Consider the following 21,004-nt stretch of genomic DNA (forward strand, 5'->3'; position numbering starts at 1 on the left):
AGGATTTTAGTCCTGCCCTTTATATTTTATCAAAAAACTACTCTCCACTTTTACCAATCCTGTAGCTTACGCCTCCCATTAATACTCTCCCCGGCTGAGCCGGCATAAGATAATCAGTGTAATTAGTAAGATTATCTATCGAAAATTTAACTGATAACTTTTCCCGGATTAAAGACTTCTGAACAGAAAAATATAACAACGTATATCCCTTCACAAAAACATCATATTTATCTATATAACCATTATTATCAATATCCAGAAAACCATACTTGCTTCTGTATGTACCTCTTACAGAGGCTACAATTCCCCAGGGCCGATATGTATAGAATACCTGCAAATTAGCCATATGTCTACTTCTGTTGGGTAACCCAAAGTAATCATTTATAGTAGCTGTGCGGATTCCATTCTCACCACGCACTTTGGAATAAGCACCAGATTTATTCCGGATACTATCTTCTACATCTTTACTCTTAGCTATCAGATATTGATAGCCACCAGCAATCCTGAAATTGGGAATAGGATTTAGTTCCACTGAAGTTTCTACCCCTTTGGTATATGTTCTGCCCTGGTTGAGAAAAGAAAATAACTGCTGGCCATTGCGCATAATTCCTACCTGTTCTGTATTAATTAGATGATGGATATTATTATAAAATCCATTTACTGAAATTGTAAATCCATCTGTGATTTTAAATCTGCTGCTCAGGTTATAGGAAACAGAAGTTTCAGCTTGTAGTTCTTTAATAGCTGTTGAATTACTCCATACAGATTGGATCAATCCTGCTTTTTTCAGATCTTCTATTGCATGGTTAAAGATATTAGCTCCAACCACCGTATATCCCTGCGTAATATTTGTAAATACCTGGTAAGCCTGTGCATAAGTAGGAGCTTTAAATCCCTGCCCAATACTTCCTTTGAGCTGCCACCAGCTAAACGGTGAATATTCAGCTCCGACAGTAGGATTCAATTTCCCACCATACAGGCTATTTCCATCATAACGTAAGCCGGCTATTATTCCATAATTTTTGTTGGGGTGATAGTTGGCTTGCAAATAACCAAAGTAATTCTGCTGATCAGGGATTGCTGCTATTGCTTTGTTATTCATATGTAGTAATTCTCCTCCAAGTCCACCTGTAAATGTGAGACCAGTCTCTGTTATGATTCGGCTGCCTTGAATTTCCAGTCTTTGAACCTGTTGTGAGAATTTATTCTCCTGAAGCAACTTTCCGGTTTCAGTGATCCTAACATCCTGATCGGTTAGGTAATGTGTAAAATAATACCTCGTAAGTAGTTTGGTAAAATCATTCAGATTTGTACGTAGTGATAAGGCTGCATTGAAATCTGTTTCACTAAGCTCATCGCTGAAGGGCTGAGTGCCGTATGATCTTGTCATTACCGAATTTCTGCCGGCTGCCCGGGCACTGAGTTGCAGCGTATTCTTTTCACTAAGCTGCCAATGAGCTCTCGATTGTCCGCTAACGCTTTGATAAGGAGGGGCTGTTTTCCCTTCCTTCAGATATTGTGTATTTACATTAAATCCATCGGTTCTGTAGTAATCGGTTCCAAAATAAATTGCCCCTTTTTTCTTTGCAAATGGTGTTTCGGCTGAAGCACTGAGATCAGTATTATTATAGGTGCCATAGAGGGCGGATATTGTTCCCTGGGGCTTAGGAATATTTTGCCGGGTTATTATATTGATAACTCCACCAAGGGCTTCACTGCCATACAAACTACTGGAAGCACCTTTTACTATTTCTATCCTTTCGATATCATGAACGCTAATCCGGCTGATATCGAAGTTCTCGTTAAATCTTCCGCTAAGGGGAAGCCCATTAAGTAGTATAAGTATGTAGGCAGAACTGAATCCCTGCATTTGAATACCAATACTTCTGTTACCTGCCCCCAAATCACTTACGACTGCCATTCCCACTTGTTCACGTAATACTTCATCGAGGCGGCGGCTATTCATCTGTTGGATGGTTTTGCCATCTATAATGAGTGTTGGTGCTGCAATCTTTTTTATATCAATAAGATCATCTGTTTTTTTAATGGATTGGGAATATACATCGATGCCTTTCAGTTGCCGCATAGTATGCTGACCTGTTGTGTCAGAAAGGGGAGTAGTAGCATTAGTGTTTTCTGCGGCAAGCAGTAAAATGGGAAATAGTAGTTTGATATACATCACTTATCAAAAGCGCTTTTAAAAGCTGCAAGATGTAAATTTCAGTTCTCCAGTAATGGAGAAATAATTACCAGTTGCGGAGAAACCAGGCCTGGCTGGATGTCCTGAGACGGAAAAAATGTTACCCCAAACGGAAATAGTGAATTGTCAGAGATAGTATGACAAAGGGTCTTCCCATATTTATAAAATAAGTTCCTCTTTGCGCAAATTCTTTGACAATGCAATGAATTAATATTGCTTAGTTCAAATATTCTGTAATTAATAAGTATGCCATTGTCTGCAATAACATCTACCCACAGTAAACTATTCAATGCATGCCCATTTAACATCCATGGTGAGGAGATCCTGAAGCAGAGAAAACGTGAACTAAGTCATCAGGGGCATGTAGGTACTATGCAGGAAATGCATAGTCCTGATGGTATAGCTCTGGGGTATTACAGTCTTAAGTCCGAGAAAGGAGGAAGTATTGTTTTCAGCAATCAACAACCTTTCCTCCAGCTGAGCTATACCCTTAGTGGAAATAAAAGCTATCATGTAGATAGTGGCAAGACTGTATTGGCAAGTTTAAGTAAGCAACAATACAATTATCTTTTCTTTCCTGAACAGGAAATTCAGCTTAGCTGGCAGCCTGGTGAACCACTGGAGATTTTTGAGTTAGGTGTGAGTCCTGACCTTTTACTGAATTTTCTCCCGGAAGAACATCCGCTCTTTGCGGTATTCCAAAAAAGCATTAGTGATAACACACCTGTACCATTAAGTAAAAACAACTTACCTCTACAGGCCAACATCAGCCCTATTTTATTTGATATGCTAAACTGCCCGTTAGACGGCAGATACAAACAACTTTATGTTAAAGCAAAAACTATTGAACTTTTAGCAATTCAATTAACACATTATGAGCAGGTGGCAGGAATACAAACCAAAGAGCTCACTTCCCGAACGCTTAAGAAAGAAGATATAGAAAGAATGTATCTGGCCAGAGATATTATTACGCAGAATATTAACAGTCCATGTACCCTGATCGATTTATCGCACCGGGTAGGTACCAACGATGCTTATCTGAAGAGCCATTTCAAACAAGTGTTTGGCACTACGGTGTATGGCTACCTGCAGAATATAAAAATGGTACATGCAAGAGAGTTAATGTTGGAAGGTAAGAGTGTATCTGAGGTAGCGTATTTATCGGGATATAAACACACCGCCCATTTTACCAGGGCGTTTAAGAAGCATTTTGGATTCTCTCCTGGGGTCATTAAGAAATAGGTGGGATTCATGGCTTTGAGAATCTCTTGTCTGAATAGAAAGATGTATCAGCAGTAATCTTAAGGGAAAAGGTTTTCCTATCTCGAATTACTTATGATACATCTCCCAATCAAATATTATTTAGCAACCCAGTAAATAAGATAAAGCCATACCAATCCTTTTATGAGGAAGAACATAAATCCCCAGAAGCCCACACGTTTAAGCCATAGAATTATCTTTTGTTGTCGGGATGTTTCCATTATTCGCTTATTATCTGATAAACTTTGAAATCGCTATGCATTGGAGCCGGTTTTCCTTCAGCCTTTGCTTTTGCAAGATCTTCAAATCCACGTTTATGTCCTGCAATAAAGGCCTCAGATTTGGTCCAATCTTTAAATGCTTGTTCATGCTCCCAATAGCTCACTATCAGATAATCATCTCCTGGTTTTGCCGGACGTAAAACATGCATATTCACAAAACCTGGCATGGTATCGATAGCATGAGCTCTTGAACTGAATAATTGTTCAAATCTTTCGGTGTAGTCGCTGTTACATTGTATGTAATTGATAGCTACAAAATGCTTGTTCATGATAGTTTACTTTTTTTGATACCTCAAAAGTACTATTGTCATGTTACTGTCATTTGCCTATTTGGGAATTAAGTTTACCATAAACGGAAAATTGCAGTTTTTCCTTCGGTGGTTGCTTTTTCTCCGGTTATGGTCAATAGGAATATTGACCTTTGCGACATCCAAATATTCTTATGATTAAGCATTTATTAAAGATAGCGATTCCTTTAGTAACTATTTCGTTGATGGTTTCCTGTTCGGGTAAAGATAAGGAGATTGTTGATCCAAAAGATGCTGCCGTGATGATTTTTGATTTGCCTGCAGATACAGCAGCATCAATGGGAGAAGGGGTAGACGGAAAGGATCAACGTCAGTTTTATACGATCACCTTTAGTTTTAAAACTAAAGAAACGCATGTAATTCGTAATGCAGCTGATTCGGCAAAATATCTGAAAAATGCAGAATGGGATATTGCTTTTTCAAAGGAGTACAATTCATTTGTAGTGGTGAATAATGGAGGCATTGCAGGTACTCCTGGTTATCAGGGGCCGGGTGTTGGTAATCTTGTAATTGTAGACAAACCTTTTGACCAGGTGACTTCAGCACCGGCCGACACTGAATTTGAAAACAATGGTTTGGCTGGTGTGGGTTGGGATAACGGCAATGGCCTGGGTTGGTTTTTCTATTCCCTCAATAATCATATATGCGTGCCTGTTAGAAACCGTACTTATGTATTGAAAACTGCTACAGGAAACTACGCAAAACTGGAACTGCTAAATATCTATAAAGGTAATCCGCCGGTGGTAACAGATCTTTTCTGGCCGGCGCCTTACCTGACTTTCCGCTACTATGTACAAACCGACGGTAGCAGAAATCTTAAAAACAGGTAAACATTATTTGAAATTCTATTCATTATGATTTCGCATCTTTCCTGGCGAACAGTTACCGCCATGCTGTTTATCGCCTGCTCAATCGTGGCATGCTCGAAGAATGACAACAAAAATGAAATAATAGATCCCGGAGAAACCTCCACTACTGTAAAAACAGGCATATACAAGGTTGTAAACCTGGTAGCAGATACTAATGCAACATCTGCAGGTAACGCAGTAGAACTCTATTATAATCTTGAAGAAAACAAAGTAGTTCCTGCTTCGCTAAAACAAACCAACAAATGGGATATAGTTTTCTATGGTATTTATAACAGTAGTGTATATCCTAATAATGGCGCTGCTGTTGGATCTCCGGGTTATGGTGGCCCCGGTACCGCCAGGATTTACGTTGTAACAGACCGGCAGTTCGATGCCCAGTATTATGATGTAACCAACTTCAAACCTATTAGCCTTCCCATTCCAAGGGAATTATGGAACACTGCATTCAATGCAGTAAAAACAGTTCCGGTTACCGATGAGAAAATGGTTGTAAGAGATGCAGGACTGGATCACTTTCAAAACAACTTCGATGGTTGGGGATACTACGACTTCTATGGGTCGCTGTTTCCAGGCGATCCTAAGAAAACTCATGTCGTGTATGCGTTACCGAGAGTAATCATCGTAAAAACAGTTAAGGGACATTATGCGAAAGTTATTATAGAAAATATATACAAAGACAATCCGGAAAATCCGAACAGGGATAATAAGCCCGGATATGTAACATTCCGTTACGCCATTCAGATGGATGGTAGTAAAAACTTAGACATTCAATAATCCTGCCTGACAGCACCATTATGAAAAAAATTTACCAAAGACTTGCAGCCGTATTACTGATATTTTCGGCCTGCACCAAAACAGAAACCATTCCATTCACTCCGGAAGCAGACAACCAGCTGCTGGAATATAAAATTGTGAATGTTCAGGGAACTCCGATTTATGGAGCAATCAACCAGGCAGATAGTTCTGTAACTATATATCTGCCCTTTTATTTACAGCTGACAATATTGGAACCCGAACTTAAGGTAAGTGACGGTGCCACCATTACCCCCGCATCTGGTACTATGATTGAAGATCTGCTGGATTTTTTCCGCAATGGCAGAACGATAAAATACAATGTAAAAGGAAAGGCCGGTAATGTAAAAGGATATACACTACATATTCAGGTGCAACAACCAGATCTGACGGTTAAGGAAATAACAACAGATCCTGCAAATCCGGTTACCTATAATATAGACATGAAGGCATTCTTCGATAGTTTCAGCTTCACGTTAAATGGCGCTGGTTTCGCTTCCAATCTCGATATGATAAAGGTTGTATTGGTTGATGAACAAAATAAAGAATATGGTCCGCTGGATATTAGCCAGTTTAATACAACAGATCTCACTACTCTTTCTTTCAGCATCACTCAATATAAAAATATGTCGAGTGCTATTTTGGCTACTTTACCTGCTACAGGCTTATATAAGGTAAGAATTTATTCATACGCGAAAGTGGCTACTACACAAAATTCTATTCGAATAAATCTTCTTAACAAGTAATAATTATTAAGCATGAACCGGATAAACCGATTTATATATTTAAGCTTATTGGTGGCATTGATCATCTCCTGTAAGAAAGAAACAGAATATGCTAATTCTCCATATAATAAAATTGAAAGCTTCGCTATTACAACAAGTGGTAATACAATAAGTGCAGCGTTGAGCGGAGACAGTATCATTGTTTACTGGCCTGCATACATAGTACTTCCTGAAACCGTATCGCCTGTAGTTAAAGTATCAGAAAATGCAACACTTACTCCGGCTTCCGGAACAGGTGTGGCACTGGCAACAGGTACTAAATACACAGTGAAATCACAGGAGGGAAAAACGAAAGATTACTTTCTCAAACTGGTGATCAATCAACCTGGTATTCAGATTAATGAAAATGCCACCTACGCTGTTGAAAAAGGCGGCACTTTTTCTATAAATACTAACAGAGATGTAAAATTTCTTATCGAGGATGTTGCAAAAACAAAAGTATTCCTGGTAGATAATAATGACAAGGAAGTGGAATTGGTTTTAGCCTTTAATGAAAGAGGAGGTATTCGTTTTGCTGATATAACGGTACCTCAGAATATCAGCTTAAGTGAAGGAGGGTATAAACTGAAGTTTAGTAGTGGCCAATCAGTTTTTACAACCAGTACGGCTATTGTGGGTATTCTTTATCCGGTGGTTAATTATCCGAAAGCAGATGCTTTGAATACAGATGTTACGGTTAAAAGAGGCGGGAATATCGTTTTCAAGGGAACAGGCTTTATTGGTATGCAGGATGCCTATATCTGGGGTTATACAGCTACCTGGCAAATTCATGATATCGGTTCATTTAAAGCAGTAAGTTCTACGGGTACTACTACTACGTATCAGGTACCTGCAGATTTTCCTTTAGGTACTTATCAACTTGATGGCTATGATGAACACGGAATGTTTATTCAGCTCAGAACCAGTGATTTCTTCAGAAGCTGGAATCATTTGAATCCAACAAAGAATTATGTAAATGTAAACGGATCTGCAAAGATCACAATTACAGATTAGATATAAACTTGTTACAGCAGTAAACTATGTATTAGTTCACTTTTTTCAATCCCCCTATTTGTTATGACCAAAATAACCAGAAACTTTAGTAAGTTAACTTGGATGCTGGCAGGAGCAGGGTTCCTGTTCCTGGCATCTTGCTCAAAGGATCAGAATGTGACTGCGCCAACTCTTCAACCTCTTAGTGGTACTGCCCATGCAAGTATTACGGTGCCGGACGGAGGAAGTGCAAATATCACAAACAATAATGGACAGGGTAAAGTTTACCGGGATGGTAGCGTTTACCGTGTAGAGAATTTCAGACAAACATATGTTTCAGATACCGGGCAACCTGCTGCCGGTACTTTCTTCTGGCGTTTTTCAGACAATGATGCCGGAACTATTACCAGTTATAATATTAAGTTTTCGGGTGTTGCAACGGGAGATATTTCCGCTGCCAGCACAGATACCTTAAGGTATGTAGATATAGCTTTTGCAAGTGTAACTGCATCCAACTGGGCTACGGCGCAGGTACCGGTAGCCAACACTATAGGTATGAATAGTGTAACCGGTACCGGTGTACCTCCTGCAGTTTTGGCTTTAGCCAATGGCAAAGGATGGTATACCTATAACTGGAGCTTAGGGCATACTGTTATACCGGTTAGTAATCGTACCCTGTTGTTTAAAACAGGAAGTACTTTGATAGCATTCGAAATTATTTCTATCTATCAAAATCAGGTAGTAGGTGGACCTTTCCCATATTACCACTTCCGTTATAAGGCTTTGTAATTATCGATGCTGCTGTAACATTATTATAAACAGGGCTGGCCAAGAATTGGTCAGCCCTTGATATTTAGATTGTGATTTTAATTTTGATATTGTAGATAGATGATAGAAGTAGTTAGAAATCAATAAGAAAAGTATATTGATAAAAATAAAATAGGCTGAATCAAATGATCCAGCCTATTTTTTATAGAGAATTATGTTATTTGTAATTAAGCAACTGCTTTATTTACCAGGTCAGCAGCTTCGCTGAGGAGGATAGCAGATTGTACTTTCAGACCGCTTTGTTCGATGAGCGCTTTAGCTTCAGCAGCGTTAGTACCTTGCAGACGTACAATGATTGGAACGTTGATGTTGCCGATAGATTTGTAAGCATCGATTACACCCTGAGCAACCCTGTCGCAACGTACGATACCACCAAAGATATTGATAAGGATCGCTTTTACTTTAGGATCTTTCAGAATGATACGGAAGCCTGCTTCTACGGTTTGAGCGTTTGCAGTACCACCAACATCCAGGAAGTTAGCAGGTTCGCCACCGCTTAATTTAATCATGTCCATAGTTGCCATGGCCAAACCAGCACCATTTACCATACAACCTACGTTACCATCTAATTTAACGAAGTTGAGGTTGTATTTGCTGGCTTCTACTTCTGTAGGATCTTCTTCAGAAATATCGCGTAATGCTTCCAGATCAGGATGACGCATTAAGGCGTTATCATCCAGGTTTACTTTTGCATCAACTGCAATGATTTTATCGTCGCTGGTTTTGAACAGTGGGTTGATTTCCAACATACTGCAATCCAGACCTACATATGCATTATAGAGATTGGTAACGAATTTTACCATGTTTTTGAAAGCTTCGCCGCTCAAACCTAAGTTGAAAGCGATGTTGCGTGCCTGAAAAGGTTGAAGGGTCATATTAGGCTTAACCCATTCTTTAAAGATTTTTTCAGGAGTAGAATGTGCTACCTCTTCGATATCCATACCACCTTCGGTAGAGTACATGATAACGTTTTCGGCTTTAGCGCGGTCTAACAGAATAGACAGGTAGAATTCTTTTACCGGATTTGCGCCAGGATAGTAAACATCTTGTGCTACTAACACCTTGTTTACCAATTTACCAGCTTCGCCGGTTTGGATGGTCACCAGAGTGCCGCCCAGGATATTTCCAGCAATGGTTTTAATTTCTTCAGCATTTTTTCCTACAGCCACACCTCTTTGCTCAGTACCACGGATTTTACCTTTACCGCGTCCTCCGGCATGGATTTGGGCCTTTACAACGGCAAATTCATTACCAAATTGTACTTTAAGCTGCTTATAAGCTTCCGCAGCCGCTTCAGGAGTATCCACCGGAATACCTTCCTGTACCGGTACATTATATTTTTTCAACAGTTCTTTAGCCTGGTACTCGTGTAAGTTCATCGGAATAAAATTTGCCGCTAAAATAGGTCATTATGTTTTAAATATAAAACTGCATTCATTTGTGAATTAAAAAATAACTTTGCACGGGCATAAATTTGTTCCGATCTTATTTAATAGCATAAACTAATGAGTGAATTAACAGCAAACATTGCGGCAGCGGAGGAGTATATCAGGAAGTTTTGGAATGAAAAACCCGTAGCTGGTATTATTTTAGGTAGTGGACTGGGTAATTTGGCGGCAGATATTGAGCAACCTATTGCTATACCATACAGCGATATTCCACATTTTCCTGTTTCTACAGTGGAAGGCCACTCCGGCCAACTGATTTTGGGGTATATGCAGGGCAAGCCGGTAGTTGCAATGGCTGGAAGATTTCACTTTTATGAAGGATTTTCCATGCAGCAGGTTACTTTTCCTGTAAGAGTGATGAAAGCACTGGGAATCCATACTCTTTTTATCTCAAACGCCGCAGGTGGAATGAATTCCGGCTTTAAGGTGGGTGATTTAATGGTTATTAAAGACCATATTAACCTGCAACCTGAACATCCGCTGAGAGGTAAAAACGATGAAAACCTGGGTCCAAGGTTCCCGGATATGAGCGAACCTTATACAAAAACGTTAATTCTTTCTGCCTTTGAAATTGCAAAGGCGAATAACATACATTTGCACAGTGGTGTCTATGTTGGGGTGCAGGGACCAACCTTTGAAACAAGAGCAGAATATCGCTATATGCATATCATAGGTGGTGATGCTGTTGGAATGAGTACTGTTCCTGAAGTGATAGTAGCTGTGCATGCCGGATTGAAAGTATTTGCCATGAGCGTTATTACCGATATCGGTATCCGTGAGGAGGAAAACGTAATTACACATGAAGAAGTACTGGCAGCAGCGAAAGACGCAGAACCAAAGCTAACACTTATCTTTAGAGAATTAATCCGGCAACTATAAACGCTTTTGTTACTTTCGGATGAGGCAATTTTTCATTTTTACAGCGCTGCTGTTTTTTTGTGGGAATCAATTAAAAGCCCAATTTAATTCGGGCCGTTTTGGCAATATGGGCGGCGGTATGGGCGGTGGCGGCAGCAGCAAAATGCAGCGCGATACTTCCAAACACGAACACGAACCGGATACTTTAACAATTACGTATAAACTACTCGGTGAGCCAACTTCATACAGAATAGATTCCTCGATTAACGACTTTCAGACTAATTATCAGAAAGTACCATCTAACTATACTTTATTGGGAAGTATAGGTAATCCTGCATATAATACTATTTATACTCCTATCTTAAAACCCGGATTTGATGCCGGTTTTCATGCATATGATGTGTATATGAACACTCATAAGGATGCTAAATTCTATTATACCAACAGGCCTTATACCGAATTGCAATATCTGGTAGGAAGTAAACAGGAACAGGTTATTGGGGTAAGTCATACTCAGAATCGTACCGAACGTTTCAACTTTGCTTTCGATTATAGAAAAATAAATACACAGGGTTATTTCCGTTCTCAGAATACCAGCCACGATTTTTATAGAATCACCAGCAGGTATCAAACTAAGAATAAACGCGCCAATACCTACATGAGCTTCTACTTTAATAAAATTAATGGAGGAGAAAATGGCGGTATCAGAAGCGATACTTTCCTGGATAATTCGAACTTTAAACAACGGAAAACCATTCCGGTTAATATTGGTAACAGCGCTTCTCAAACCTATTCACTCTTCAACAGCGTTATTCCTACCAAATCGACCTATAAACAAACCGGTTTCCTCATTCAACAACAGTACGACTTTGGCCATGGCGATACTATTCATGTAAACGATACAACGGATTATTATAAGTATGATCCGGTTTTCAGAATACAGTATACATTCAACCTCGAAAATGGGAACTATGGGTTTATAGATAATACACCGGATACCGCCTTCTATGTAAACCATTACAATTTCCAACCAGGAGATACTGTTCGTGCCCAGCATGTATGGAGAATGATTTCCAATGATTTATCACTCATTCAGTTTCCCGTGCGAGGCAACCTCGGCCACTTTATCAATGTAGGGGCCCGGTTCGAATCCCTGAATGGTACATTCCTGGATGCAAGTGTAAACTTTGGTAACCTGGCTTTACATGGAGAATACCGGAATAAAACCCGGAACCAGAAATGGGATTTCTCCGCCAAAGGTGAATTTTATGTAGTTGGACAAAATATAGGAGATTATAGCGTTTCCGGTATGTTAAAACGACATATCAATGATTTACTGGGAGATGTCAGATTGTCGGCCATTAACGTAAATAGAGAACCAAACTACGTTTATAAATATTTTAACAGTAATAGAGATGCCTGGTATAATACCAGCCTGGCCAAAGAAAATATCACTTTATTACAGTTTGCTACAGATAATACAAAATTAAAATACAATTTATCTGTAAACTATTATCTGTTTACTAATTACACCTATTTCCGTGATTATTTTCATAGTGCCCAATCCAATTCCCTGTTTAACCTCCTGCAGGTAATACTAAGTAAGAAGTTCAGTGCCAATGCTTTCAGCTGGTATCTTGATCTGGCATTTCAACAGATTCATGGTAACGCTCCTCTTAATGTACCAGCTTTATGGACAAGAAACAGAATCGGATTCGAGAAAACTATATATAAGAACCTAAACCTGTTTACAGGTCTGGAATTAAGATATAATACAGGGTATTTTGCCGATGATTATTCTCCTTTATTAGGACAGTTTATCTATCAGCAAAACCAGAAAATAACCAATAATTTACCAGATATTGCTGCATTTGCGAACTTTAGGATTAAATCCTTCACAGCCTATGTTAGGGCAGAAAATCTGAATACCTTCATAAGTACAAATAACTTTGCTGCTCCTTTATATCCTGAAAACAACTTTGCATTCAGACTTGGGCTGCGGTGGTGGTTCATTAATTAAGGTTGAACCACTTTTTTTAGTATTTTTGTAAATCATCATGAAACGATTTTTCGCCATATTACTTGCTTCACTGTATATCACGCTCACGGGCGGGGTTGCAGTGAATGTGCATTATTGTATGGGAAAACTGGCAGCAGTTGATTTACAAAGCAAGCCGGTTGACTTATGCAATAAATGCAAAAAGCCGGCGAAAGGCATGGATTGTTGTAAAGATGAAGTGAAGTTTTGTAAACTCACTTCATCACATCAGGCCGCAAAGGTTGCCCAACAAGTTTTCTCTGCACCGATAGATTTACAACTACCTGTAAAAATCTTACCTGTTCCATCAATTCAAAGCCTGGTGGCTTTATCTGATGCGCAACACGCCCCACCAGATATAGGCGCTTCTTCGCTTATTATTCGCAATTGCACATTTAGGATTTGATACCAGCAACCTTAATCAGTTGTTGAATGGCATTGTTATGCCATTATGTATTACATATTTATTTAGGTATCAAATCAATAATCATGAAATTCTTATCTCTTATAATTCTTGCAATAGGTATCTCTTTTGCAGCAAATGCCCAACAATTCAAAAAAGCTAGTTTACAAGCTTCCGGCCTTACCTGTGCCATGTGTCAGAAAGCCACATTCGAAGCATTGGCATCATTGCCTTTTGTAGATAAAATAGACACAGATCTTGACAATACTTCTTTCGTTTTGTCTTTCAAACCCGATGTTCCGGTGAGCATTGATGCCATCAAAAATAAAGTGGAAGATGCGGGGTTTTCAGTGGCTAAATTGGTAATGACAGCTAATTTCGAAGGCTTGAATGTAAAGAATGATGAGCATGTATCCTTCGCAGGAAGCACTCTTCACTTCATGGATGTTAAGCCTCAAACATTAAATGGAGAAAAGCAGTTAACAGTTATCGACAAAGATTTTGTCTCCAATAAACAATTCAAAAAATTCAGTACAACTACAACAATGTCTTGCTACCAGACAGGAAAAATGGGTGATTGTTGCAAACCAGAAGGCGCAAAAGCCGCTAACCGGATTTATCACGTCACCATTTAAGCTAAGTTATTGGTATGAAGAGAATTTTAATAGTGGCTATGCTAATGGCCATAGGGAAAGTTGTAACAGCACAGGAACTATATGTAAATACAGAGCCGGCAAGCAATATGCCAGCCAATTCGCTCGGGATCAGATTAGGCAATAAGATCTTTAATATGGAGCATTCGGGAGAAACAGGGATTCGCCTGGAGCCTGAAGTGATGTGGGGCGTTAATAAGAAACTGATGCTACATCTTACCGGTTATGCATCGAATATGATGCAACCTTCATTCAGAGCCGAAGGAGGAAGCGTTTACGCAAAATATCGTTTCCTGTCAAATGATCAGCCACATGCACATTTCCGGATGGCAGCATATGTAAGAGGATCACTGATCGATAATCCTTTTTATCCGGTTATGGAACAGGGGGCCAGACGCCCATATTCCAATAAGGATCTGGATCTGGAAGGAAGCAATAGCGGTGTTAACGGAGGGATAATAGCTACTCAGTTACTACATAAACTAGCATTATCTTCTACTTTGGGATATACTCGTTATATGAATAATATAAAAGATAATGTTCCTGAAGATTTTCCGAAGAATGCCATTAATTACAGCTTATCTGCGGGTTTGCTGGTATTACCGGTAAAGTATAAAAGTTTTCAGCAAACCAATCTGAACCTCTATGTAGAGTTATTGGGTAAAACCAATACAGATAACGTGGCAAGAGGCTCGTACCTGGATATAGCTCCGGCATTGCAATTGATATTCAACAGTACCACCCGGTTGGATTTATCGTACCGGACTCAGATGGCAGGGAATATGCCAAGAAATACGTTCAATTCTTTTTTGATAAGGTTTGAGCATAATATTTTTAATATTAAAAAGTAGCGGAAGATGACTGAAACAAATCTGTACATAAAAAATATGGTTTGCCCACGTTGCATTAAAGTGGTGAGTAGTGTATTGGAAGCGCAACATTTTAATTTAAAATCAATCGAATTGGGTAAGGCAGTTGTTGGAGGTACACCCGATGCAGATCAGTTACAGCAATTGTCTGAAGCTTTGGAAAAAGAAGGATTTTCTTTAATCGATGATAAAAAGCAGCAAATAGTTGCCAGTATTAAGAGTATAGTTATAGATAAGGTTCATCATTCGGAATTAGACGATATGAAAGAAAACTTTTCTTCACTACTGGCAGGAAAGTTGCTTAAGGATTACCATTATTTGAGCAATCTTTTTTCAGAATTGGAGGGCACTACTATAGAACAATTTATTATACAGCAGAAAATTGAAAAGGTAAAGGAATTGTTGGTATATAATGAGCTGAGTTTGAGTGAAATAAGTTATAAATTAGGATATAGTAGTGTAGCGCATTTATCAGCACAGTTTAAAAAAGTAACTGGGCTTACTCCAAGTAAATTTAAACAATTGAAAGCCCCTGAGCGTATATCAATAGATAAATTGTAATAACTATCAGGGAAAATATAAAAATTAGTTGTTTTAGTTTTAGTGTAAAAAAGGAGGCTGCTGAATACCGTGGCCTCTTTTTTTAAATTTATGGAACATGAAAAAATTATTAACAGGTTTATGGAAGTTTATACAGTCGTTTTTTGTAAAAGACTGTTGTAAAAATTAATTCCCGACTAAAAGATGCCATCATAGTTGTATCGGTTAAAATACCTGGTACGCTATTTTCAGGGAAAAAACTATCTTTACGCCAGCGATTTACTGCAGATGAAGAACAAATTTTTAATTATCACTTTGTTATGCGGATCAGGATTGTGCTTTATGTTAGCCTGTGTCAATAAGAAGAAGCATACCGCCCCAAAACAAAAACAGATTGTAGCCAACATCAAGCAATTAGATGAGGTTATTTCCGAAAGTATTACTGAGAGATTATCGGCTTTAAAAGATAATGAAGGAGAGCTGGAAGATAGCATACATGCTTTCAGTGCCCCGGCTATTGCTGCCTTTTATGGTGAAGATAAGCCCGTAAGCCACTGGTCTAAAAATGGAAAGGCAAGTCCGATGGTCGATTCTATGCTTTATCTGATTCAACATGCCGAGGATGTTGGGCTGTTATCTACCCAATATCATAGTGCCACACTCACCAATGCATGGAATCAGATCAGCCAGGATGCCAATGCCAAAAAGGATGCTGCTCTCTGGGCCAAAATTGATGTGTTAATGACTGATGCATTCATGAGAATGTCGTCAGATCTGCGTTTTGGGGTAGCACCACGTGATTCTATCTCACTGAAAAAAGACTCATTATTTACCGATACACAACTGGTTGAGCAGTTACAGTCGGCACTGGAAAACCAGAATGTGATTTCTCAGCTACATTCACTGGAACCTACACATGTCGGGTATTTAGCTTTAAAAGAAGGAATTCAGTCATTTAAAGCCAAATATCAGGAGCTGCATTGGGATACATTGCCACTAAATTATACGGATACAGTAGCATTCCGACAGCTGGTGATAAATCGACTGGTACAATCCGGCCACCTCGATACTACTGGCGGTAGAACAGATACAGTTGCGCTTAAAACAGGAGTTAAAGCCTTTCAGAAAGAATTTAATATTTACCCGGATGGTGTTGCCGGTAGAAGAACTGTGATGGCATTGAACCGTTCGATGCACGACTGGGTTATGCAGGCAGGCGTTAATCTCGACAGATGGCGCAAGTTGCCAGATACCTTACCATCGACTTATATAATGGTAAATCTGCCGGGTTACACATTAAGGGTGATTGATAGTGGGAAAATAGCAATGGAATCGAGAGTGATTGTAGGAACTCCACGTACCCGTACTCCGGTGCTGAATTCATATATGACCAACTTTATGATGTATCCTTATTGGAGAGTGCCTTACAGCATTGTGTTTAAAGAAATGTTGCCGGCCATTAAAAAGGATGTACATTATCTGGCGTCTAAAAATCTGGAAGTAATAGATAAGGATGGTAATACCGTTGATCCGTTAACGATAAACTGGCAGAAATTAGCTAAAGGCAATTTCCCTTACGTATTGCGCCAGATGGATGGTTTAGACAATTCCCTGGGTATTATGAAATTCAATTTCCGCAATAAATACAGTGTTTATTTACACGATACCAATAACAGAGGATTGTTTAAAAACTCTATGCGGGCAATGAGCCATGGTTGTGTGAGAGTGCAACAGTGGGATAGCCTGGCTCAATACCTGGTAAAAGCGGATACAACTTCTCATAAGTCCGACAGTATAAAAGTCTGGTTGGCAAGAGAGGAGAAACGGCAGGTAGATTTACCTCGACATATTCCTATTTACCTTCGTTATTTTACTGCAGAAGGGCAAAATGGTAATCTTGTTTTCTATGATGATATTTATGGAGAAGATAAAGTTTTGAGGAAGTTGATGAGGTTCTAAGATTTTCTTTAAATTGAGATTGTTTGTTAACCACTTAACGTTTATGCTTAAACGTTATAATTTTTTTGTTTGTTAAACCTGCAATCTTATGAACCAAAAATCATTTTGCAATCTTGATTATATTATTGAGATTAATGAGAAGAGAAATAGCAGAATATATCTCAGCTTATCAATTTGTACTTCAAAGATTTACTGACTTAGTAATCATTTATTCAGCAATTGGTATTTTTCTGATTCCTGTTTGCCAGGATATTTTCAAGAGAGAGATTTTAAATTCTTTCATGATAGGGTCTTTTATTGTCTTTTGGTTGCTTTTCGCTTCCTCAGTTTACTATGCTATTAGATTGATTATACCATATGCAGTCGGGTATCTTACAGTTCCGAGTGTGTATTATAAAAACATTCGTTTGAAGTATGAACAAATGGTGGGTAGTGAAGAAGTGTTGGATATAATTTTACAGATATCTTATATCTCTGAATTAGAGTTTTCATTGGAAGTAAACAGGTTAATTTACCTGAGGAAAAGTTCCTTTTATATAAGAGCATTGAGATTAGGATTGCTATCGGCTGTGCCTTTTATAGTTTGCTTAATATTCCATATCATAAAAAATGAACAAAATGCACAGGTTTCAAGAGAAGTTGAGACTAAGAAATTCTCTAACTTTCCTATTCAAAAAAAGAATTAATTATGTTTAAGTTTTTGGATAAAATTGAGTCTTTTATTTTCAGACCTGTAAAGTTTAAGGACGAGCCCCCGAATTATCCGGGAGTTGATAATTCACTAGTTATTATTTGTTATCCAGATATTGTTTGGGAAGGTTCCAGCAAGATAATATCAACACCACCTAAGTATCCGGAAGCATTTCTGGCAATGCAAAGAGAAAAGGAAAAAGAAAAGGAAAAAGAAAAGGAAAGAGAAGGGAAATAAATCTTCTCTTTCCTTTTTATATAAAGTAAACCTTATTTACTCAGTTTAGCTTTCAGATTAGTATCGATAGCTTCCAGGAATTCTTCAGTGTAGAGGTAGTGTTTACCATGTTCTACTTTATTACCATGGATACAAACGGCTAAATCTTTAGTCATTTTACCACTTTCAACGGTTTCGATACAAACTTGTTCGAGTGCGTTACAGAAGTGAATCAGTTGTTGGTTATTATCCAGTTTTCCGCGGAATTCCAAACCACGAGTCCATGCGAAGATAGAAGCGATTGGGTTGGTAGAAGTAGGGCGGCCAGCCTGGTGATCACGGAAGTGACGAGTTACAGTACCGTGAGCGGCTTCAGCTTCCATTGTTTTACCATCAGGAGTGATGAGAGTAGAAGTCATTAAACCGAGTGAGCCAAAACCTTGTGCAACGGTATCAGATTGTACGTCGCCATCGTAGTTTTTACATGCCCAAACGAAGTTACCATGCCATTTCAGAGCGCTGGCAACCATGTCATCGATCAGACGGTGCTCATATGTTAAGCCTTCAGCATCGAAAGCAGTTTTGAATTCATTTTGATAGATCTCTTCGAAGATATCTTTGAAGCGGCCATCATATTTTTTCAGGATGGTATTTTTGGTGCTCAGGTAAAGCGGCCATTTCTTCATCAAAGCCTGGTTGAAACATGCACGTGCAAATCCTTTGATAGATTCGTCGGTGTTATACATTGCCAGTGCAACGCCATCACCTTTGAAGTTATAAACTTCAAATTCGCTTACTTCACCATTTTCGCCTTCAAACTTAATAGTGAGTTTACCTTTTCCTTTAGTTATAAAATCGGTAGCACGATACTGATCACCAAAAGCATGACGACCAATACAAATTGGAGCTGTCCAGTTAGGAACTAATCTTGGAACATTTTTCATTACGATTGGCTCACGGAAAACAGTACCATCCAGGATATTGCGGATAGTACCATTTGGTGACTTCCACATTTGTTTCAGGTTGAACTCTTTTACGCGGGCTTCATCCGGAGTGATGGTAGCACATTTGATACCTACACCCACTTCTTTGATTGCATTGGCTGCATCGATAGTAACCTGGTCGTTGGTGGCATCGCGATGCTCCATGCCCAGGTCATAATATTTAATTTCAACATCCAGGTATGGAAGTATCAGTTTATCCTTAATAAATTTCCAGATGATCCGTGTCATCTCATCTCCGTCCAGTTCAACTACCGGATTAGCAACTTTAATTTTTTCTGCCATTTCGGGTTTTTTAAAAAATTAGATTAAAAGCTATTCACACACTTATTCAAGCGAATCCCGTTACGGGATAATCCCGAAAAATACGAATAGCTATGATAAAAACAAAAAAATTAGCTCGCGGGCTCGCTTTTTTCTCGCAAAGGGGCATAAGATTTAATATTAAGGGGCATAAGATTTTTTAGGATTTTTTAAGGATCAAAGCGATTTTATAAAAACCTTCAAGTGGTATTTAACTAAGAATAAAACCAATTAAAAGCTCTTATATTACTCGTTTCGATCCTTAAAAAATATTAAAAAATCTTATGCCCCTTAATATTAAATCTTATGCCCCTTTGCGAGAAAAAACCCGCAACGCGGGTTTAGTGCATTTGTTTGATGATCTCATCTGCAAATTCACTGGTTTTAACCAGTGTAGCGTCGTCCATCAGTTTGTAGAAGTCGATGGTTACGCGTTTGCGCATGATAGCAGTACTAAGGCTATCAATAATTATTTTGGCAGCTTCTTTCCATCCCATGTATTCCAGCATCATAACACCGCTAAGGATAACGGAAGATGGGTTCATGGTATTGGTATTAGCGAAGCGAGGCGCTGTACCGTGTGTAGCTTCAAAAACAGCATGACCGGTCACGTAATTGATATTTGCTCCAGGAGCAATACCAATACCACCTACAGCAGCAGCCAATGCGTCAGAAATATAGTCACCATTCAGGTTAAGCGTTGCAATAACTGAATAATCCTGTGGTGCCAGCAGAATTTGTTGTAAGAAGTTATCGGCGATTACATCGTTGATCAGCAGTTTTCCTTTAGCCAGCTCAACTTTCAGCTCTTTATTAGCTTCTTCTTCGCCTAATTCCTTCTTGGTTCTTTCCCAGTGTTCCCAGGTATAAACCTTATCACCAAATTCTCTCTCTGCTAAAGCATATCCCCAGTTTTTGAAACCACCTTCAGTGAATTTCATGATGTTACCTTTATGAACAAGGCTTACAGATGGGCGTTTATGTTCGAGAGCGTATAAGATGGCTGCACGTACAAGTCTTTCAGTTCCTTCAATAGATACAGGTTTGATACCCAGAGAAGATGTTTCCGGGAAGCGGATTTTTTTAACTCCCATTTCATTTTGCAGAAAATCGAGCAGTTTTTTTGCTTCCGGGGTACCTGTCATATATTCGATGCCGGCATAGATGTCTTCTGTGTTTTCACGGAAAATAACCATGTCAACTTTCTCCGGATGTTTCACAGGAGAAGGTACTTTATTGAACCAACGTACTGGTCTAACGCAGGCGTAAAGATCCAGCTCCTGGCGCATTGCAACGTTCAAGGAACGGATACCTCCACCAACAGGTGTAGATAATGGTCCTTTAATGGATACCAGATATTCCTTTAAAGCATCCAATGTTTCTTTTGGAAGCCATTCGCCTGTTTGCTGGAAAGCTTTTTCACCAGCCAGTACTTCTTTCCATTCAATTTTCCTATCACCACCATAGGCTTTTTCAACAGCTGCGTCGAAAACTCTGACACTGGCTCTCCAAATGTCCGGACCTATTCCGTCGCCTTCTATAAATGGGATGATGGGTTGTGCAGGGACCTGTAACAGGCCGTTGTTCATCGTTATTTTTTCTGCCGGCATAAAACGGTTTCTTTATGCGTTACGTAATTGTTGTAATCGAGCGCAAAGGTAACGCTTTTCAGGTTATTCACCCGTCAATAAAATGCAAATTCTCATACTATATATCATTTTTTGGTTATG

At 39.0% G+C, this 21,004-nt stretch carries 20 protein-coding genes; 15 read left to right on the forward strand and 5 right to left on the reverse strand.

From position 1 onward, the window contains the following. Positions 1-37: 37 nt before the first annotated feature. Positions 38-2,179 (reverse strand): TonB-dependent receptor plug domain-containing protein, encoded by a 2,142-nt coding sequence (locus DVR12_RS06235; protein WP_116974704.1) that lies wholly within the window; start codon positions 2,177-2,179, stop codon positions 38-40. 267 nt (positions 2,180-2,446) lie between these two features. Between DVR12_RS06235 and DVR12_RS06240 the strand changes: the two genes are divergently transcribed. Further along, a complete protein-coding gene (locus DVR12_RS06240) occupies positions 2,447-3,442 on the forward strand; it encodes a helix-turn-helix transcriptional regulator (RefSeq protein WP_116974706.1) in 996 nt (331 codons plus the stop codon). A gap of 238 nt (positions 3,443-3,680) precedes the next feature. Here the strand turns inward: DVR12_RS06240 and DVR12_RS06250 are convergent, their stop codons facing one another. After that, on the reverse strand, positions 3,681-4,010 hold the full coding sequence (locus DVR12_RS06250; RefSeq protein WP_116974709.1) for an antibiotic biosynthesis monooxygenase family protein: 330 nt from the start codon (positions 4,008-4,010) through the stop codon (positions 3,681-3,683). Between the two features lie 173 nt (positions 4,011-4,183). On the opposite strand from DVR12_RS06250, the gene DVR12_RS06255 reads away from it, so the two are divergent. The 5 genes from DVR12_RS06255 to DVR12_RS06275 all read left to right on the forward strand — a co-directional run bounded on the left by DVR12_RS06255 (position 4,184) and on the right by DVR12_RS06275 (position 8,256). After that, positions 4,184-4,879: an HmuY family protein gene (locus DVR12_RS06255; RefSeq protein WP_116974710.1), complete on the forward strand. Its 696-nt coding sequence runs from the start codon at positions 4,184-4,186 to the stop codon at positions 4,877-4,879. Between the two features lie 24 nt (positions 4,880-4,903). After that, positions 4,904-5,692 carry an HmuY family protein gene (locus DVR12_RS06260; RefSeq protein WP_116974712.1) on the forward strand — a complete coding sequence of 263 codons (789 nt, stop codon included), beginning with the start codon at positions 4,904-4,906 and terminating at the stop codon, positions 5,690-5,692. 20 nt (positions 5,693-5,712) lie between these two features. Beyond that, positions 5,713-6,456: a hypothetical protein gene (locus DVR12_RS06265; RefSeq protein ID WP_116974714.1), complete on the forward strand. Its 744-nt coding sequence runs from the start codon at positions 5,713-5,715 to the stop codon at positions 6,454-6,456. Between the two features lie 12 nt (positions 6,457-6,468). Next, a complete protein-coding gene (locus tag DVR12_RS06270; RefSeq protein WP_116974716.1) occupies positions 6,469-7,488 on the forward strand; it encodes a hypothetical protein in 1,020 nt (339 codons plus the stop codon). A gap of 63 nt (positions 7,489-7,551) precedes the next feature. Then, complete coding sequence (locus DVR12_RS06275) at positions 7,552-8,256, forward strand: hypothetical protein (RefSeq protein WP_116974718.1); 705 nt, start codon at positions 7,552-7,554, stop codon at positions 8,254-8,256. Between the two features lie 206 nt (positions 8,257-8,462). Here DVR12_RS06275 and sucC read toward each other — a convergent pair whose 3' ends face one another. Continuing rightward, a complete protein-coding gene (gene sucC, locus DVR12_RS06280) occupies positions 8,463-9,674 on the reverse strand; it encodes an ADP-forming succinate--CoA ligase subunit beta (RefSeq protein WP_116974720.1) in 1,212 nt (403 codons plus the stop codon). 126 nt (positions 9,675-9,800) lie between these two features. On the opposite strand from sucC, the gene DVR12_RS06285 reads away from it, so the two are divergent. From DVR12_RS06285 to DVR12_RS06325, 9 genes are all read left to right on the forward strand, one after another. Then, entirely contained in the window at positions 9,801-10,622 is an 822-nt protein-coding gene (locus tag DVR12_RS06285) for a purine-nucleoside phosphorylase (RefSeq protein ID WP_116974722.1), read from the forward strand. A gap of 19 nt (positions 10,623-10,641) precedes the next feature. Continuing rightward, entirely contained in the window at positions 10,642-12,621 is a 1,980-nt protein-coding gene (locus DVR12_RS06290) for a putative porin (protein WP_116974724.1), read from the forward strand. A gap of 37 nt (positions 12,622-12,658) precedes the next feature. Then, positions 12,659-13,045 (forward strand): HYC_CC_PP family protein, encoded by a 387-nt coding sequence (locus tag DVR12_RS06295; protein ID WP_116974725.1) that lies wholly within the window; start codon positions 12,659-12,661, stop codon positions 13,043-13,045. Positions 13,046-13,128: 83 nt separating this feature from the next. Next, a complete protein-coding gene (locus DVR12_RS06300) occupies positions 13,129-13,677 on the forward strand; it encodes a heavy-metal-associated domain-containing protein (protein ID WP_158563216.1) in 549 nt (182 codons plus the stop codon). A gap of 14 nt (positions 13,678-13,691) precedes the next feature. After that, positions 13,692-14,546, forward strand: a complete 855-nt coding sequence (locus DVR12_RS06305; protein WP_147323418.1) for a hypothetical protein — start codon at positions 13,692-13,694, stop codon at positions 14,544-14,546. A gap of 6 nt (positions 14,547-14,552) precedes the next feature. After that, on the forward strand, positions 14,553-15,125 hold the full coding sequence (locus DVR12_RS06310) for an AraC family transcriptional regulator (protein ID WP_116974730.1): 573 nt from the start codon (positions 14,553-14,555) through the stop codon (positions 15,123-15,125). A 267-nt stretch (positions 15,126-15,392) separates the two neighbouring features. After that, positions 15,393-17,063 carry a L,D-transpeptidase family protein gene (locus DVR12_RS06315; protein ID WP_147323419.1) on the forward strand — a complete coding sequence of 557 codons (1,671 nt, stop codon included), beginning with the start codon at positions 15,393-15,395 and terminating at the stop codon, positions 17,061-17,063. A 134-nt stretch (positions 17,064-17,197) separates the two neighbouring features. Then, a complete protein-coding gene (locus DVR12_RS06320) occupies positions 17,198-17,749 on the forward strand; it encodes a hypothetical protein (protein ID WP_116974733.1) in 552 nt (183 codons plus the stop codon). A gap of 2 nt (positions 17,750-17,751) precedes the next feature. Beyond that, positions 17,752-17,991 carry a hypothetical protein gene (locus DVR12_RS06325; protein WP_116974735.1) on the forward strand — a complete coding sequence of 80 codons (240 nt, stop codon included), beginning with the start codon at positions 17,752-17,754 and terminating at the stop codon, positions 17,989-17,991. A gap of 32 nt (positions 17,992-18,023) precedes the next feature. On the opposite strand, the gene DVR12_RS06330 is transcribed toward DVR12_RS06325, so the two are convergent. Together DVR12_RS06330 and icd are read right to left on the reverse strand one after the other, a co-directional pair. After that, positions 18,024-19,256, reverse strand: a complete 1,233-nt coding sequence (locus tag DVR12_RS06330) for an NADP-dependent isocitrate dehydrogenase (RefSeq protein WP_116974737.1) — start codon at positions 19,254-19,256, stop codon at positions 18,024-18,026. A 359-nt stretch (positions 19,257-19,615) separates the two neighbouring features. Then, positions 19,616-20,884 (reverse strand): NADP-dependent isocitrate dehydrogenase, encoded by a 1,269-nt coding sequence (gene icd, locus DVR12_RS06335; protein ID WP_116974738.1) that lies wholly within the window; start codon positions 20,882-20,884, stop codon positions 19,616-19,618. Positions 20,885-21,004 lie beyond the last annotated feature (120 nt).

It is taken from the genome of Chitinophaga silvatica (genome assembly GCF_003419895.1).
GTDB classification, from domain to species: domain Bacteria; phylum Bacteroidota; class Bacteroidia; order Chitinophagales; family Chitinophagaceae; genus Chitinophaga; species Chitinophaga silvatica.

Bases quoted from the DNA above. Each gene is read 5' to 3' on its own strand.
- DVR12_RS06235 (WP_116974704.1), bottom strand. From the start codon at position 2,179: ATGTATATCAAACTACTATTTCCCATTTTACTGCTTGCCGCAGAAAAC.
- DVR12_RS06240 (WP_116974706.1), top strand. From the start codon at position 2,447: ATGCCATTGTCTGCAATAACATCTACCCACAGTAAACTATTCAATGCA.
- DVR12_RS06250 (WP_116974709.1), bottom strand. From the start codon at position 4,010: ATGAACAAGCATTTTGTAGCTATCAATTACATACAATGTAACAGCGAC.
- DVR12_RS06255 (WP_116974710.1), top strand. From the start codon at position 4,184: ATGATTAAGCATTTATTAAAGATAGCGATTCCTTTAGTAACTATTTCG.
- DVR12_RS06260 (WP_116974712.1), top strand. From the start codon at position 4,904: ATGATTTCGCATCTTTCCTGGCGAACAGTTACCGCCATGCTGTTTATC.
- DVR12_RS06265 (WP_116974714.1), top strand. From the start codon at position 5,713: ATGAAAAAAATTTACCAAAGACTTGCAGCCGTATTACTGATATTTTCG.
- DVR12_RS06270 (WP_116974716.1), top strand. From the start codon at position 6,469: ATGAACCGGATAAACCGATTTATATATTTAAGCTTATTGGTGGCATTG.
- DVR12_RS06275 (WP_116974718.1), top strand. From the start codon at position 7,552: ATGACCAAAATAACCAGAAACTTTAGTAAGTTAACTTGGATGCTGGCA.
- sucC (WP_116974720.1), bottom strand. From the start codon at position 9,674: ATGAACTTACACGAGTACCAGGCTAAAGAACTGTTGAAAAAATATAAT.
- DVR12_RS06285 (WP_116974722.1), top strand. From the start codon at position 9,801: ATGAGTGAATTAACAGCAAACATTGCGGCAGCGGAGGAGTATATCAGG.
- DVR12_RS06290 (WP_116974724.1), top strand. From the start codon at position 10,642: ATGAGGCAATTTTTCATTTTTACAGCGCTGCTGTTTTTTTGTGGGAAT.
- DVR12_RS06295 (WP_116974725.1), top strand. From the start codon at position 12,659: ATGAAACGATTTTTCGCCATATTACTTGCTTCACTGTATATCACGCTC.
- DVR12_RS06300 (WP_158563216.1), top strand. From the start codon at position 13,129: ATGAAATTCTTATCTCTTATAATTCTTGCAATAGGTATCTCTTTTGCA.
- DVR12_RS06305 (WP_147323418.1), top strand. From the start codon at position 13,692: ATGAAGAGAATTTTAATAGTGGCTATGCTAATGGCCATAGGGAAAGTT.
- DVR12_RS06310 (WP_116974730.1), top strand. From the start codon at position 14,553: ATGACTGAAACAAATCTGTACATAAAAAATATGGTTTGCCCACGTTGC.
- DVR12_RS06315 (WP_147323419.1), top strand. From the start codon at position 15,393: ATGAAGAACAAATTTTTAATTATCACTTTGTTATGCGGATCAGGATTG.
- DVR12_RS06320 (WP_116974733.1), top strand. From the start codon at position 17,198: ATGAGAAGAGAAATAGCAGAATATATCTCAGCTTATCAATTTGTACTT.
- DVR12_RS06325 (WP_116974735.1), top strand. From the start codon at position 17,752: ATGTTTAAGTTTTTGGATAAAATTGAGTCTTTTATTTTCAGACCTGTA.
- DVR12_RS06330 (WP_116974737.1), bottom strand. From the start codon at position 19,256: ATGGCAGAAAAAATTAAAGTTGCTAATCCGGTAGTTGAACTGGACGGA.
- icd (WP_116974738.1), bottom strand. From the start codon at position 20,884: ATGCCGGCAGAAAAAATAACGATGAACAACGGCCTGTTACAGGTCCCT.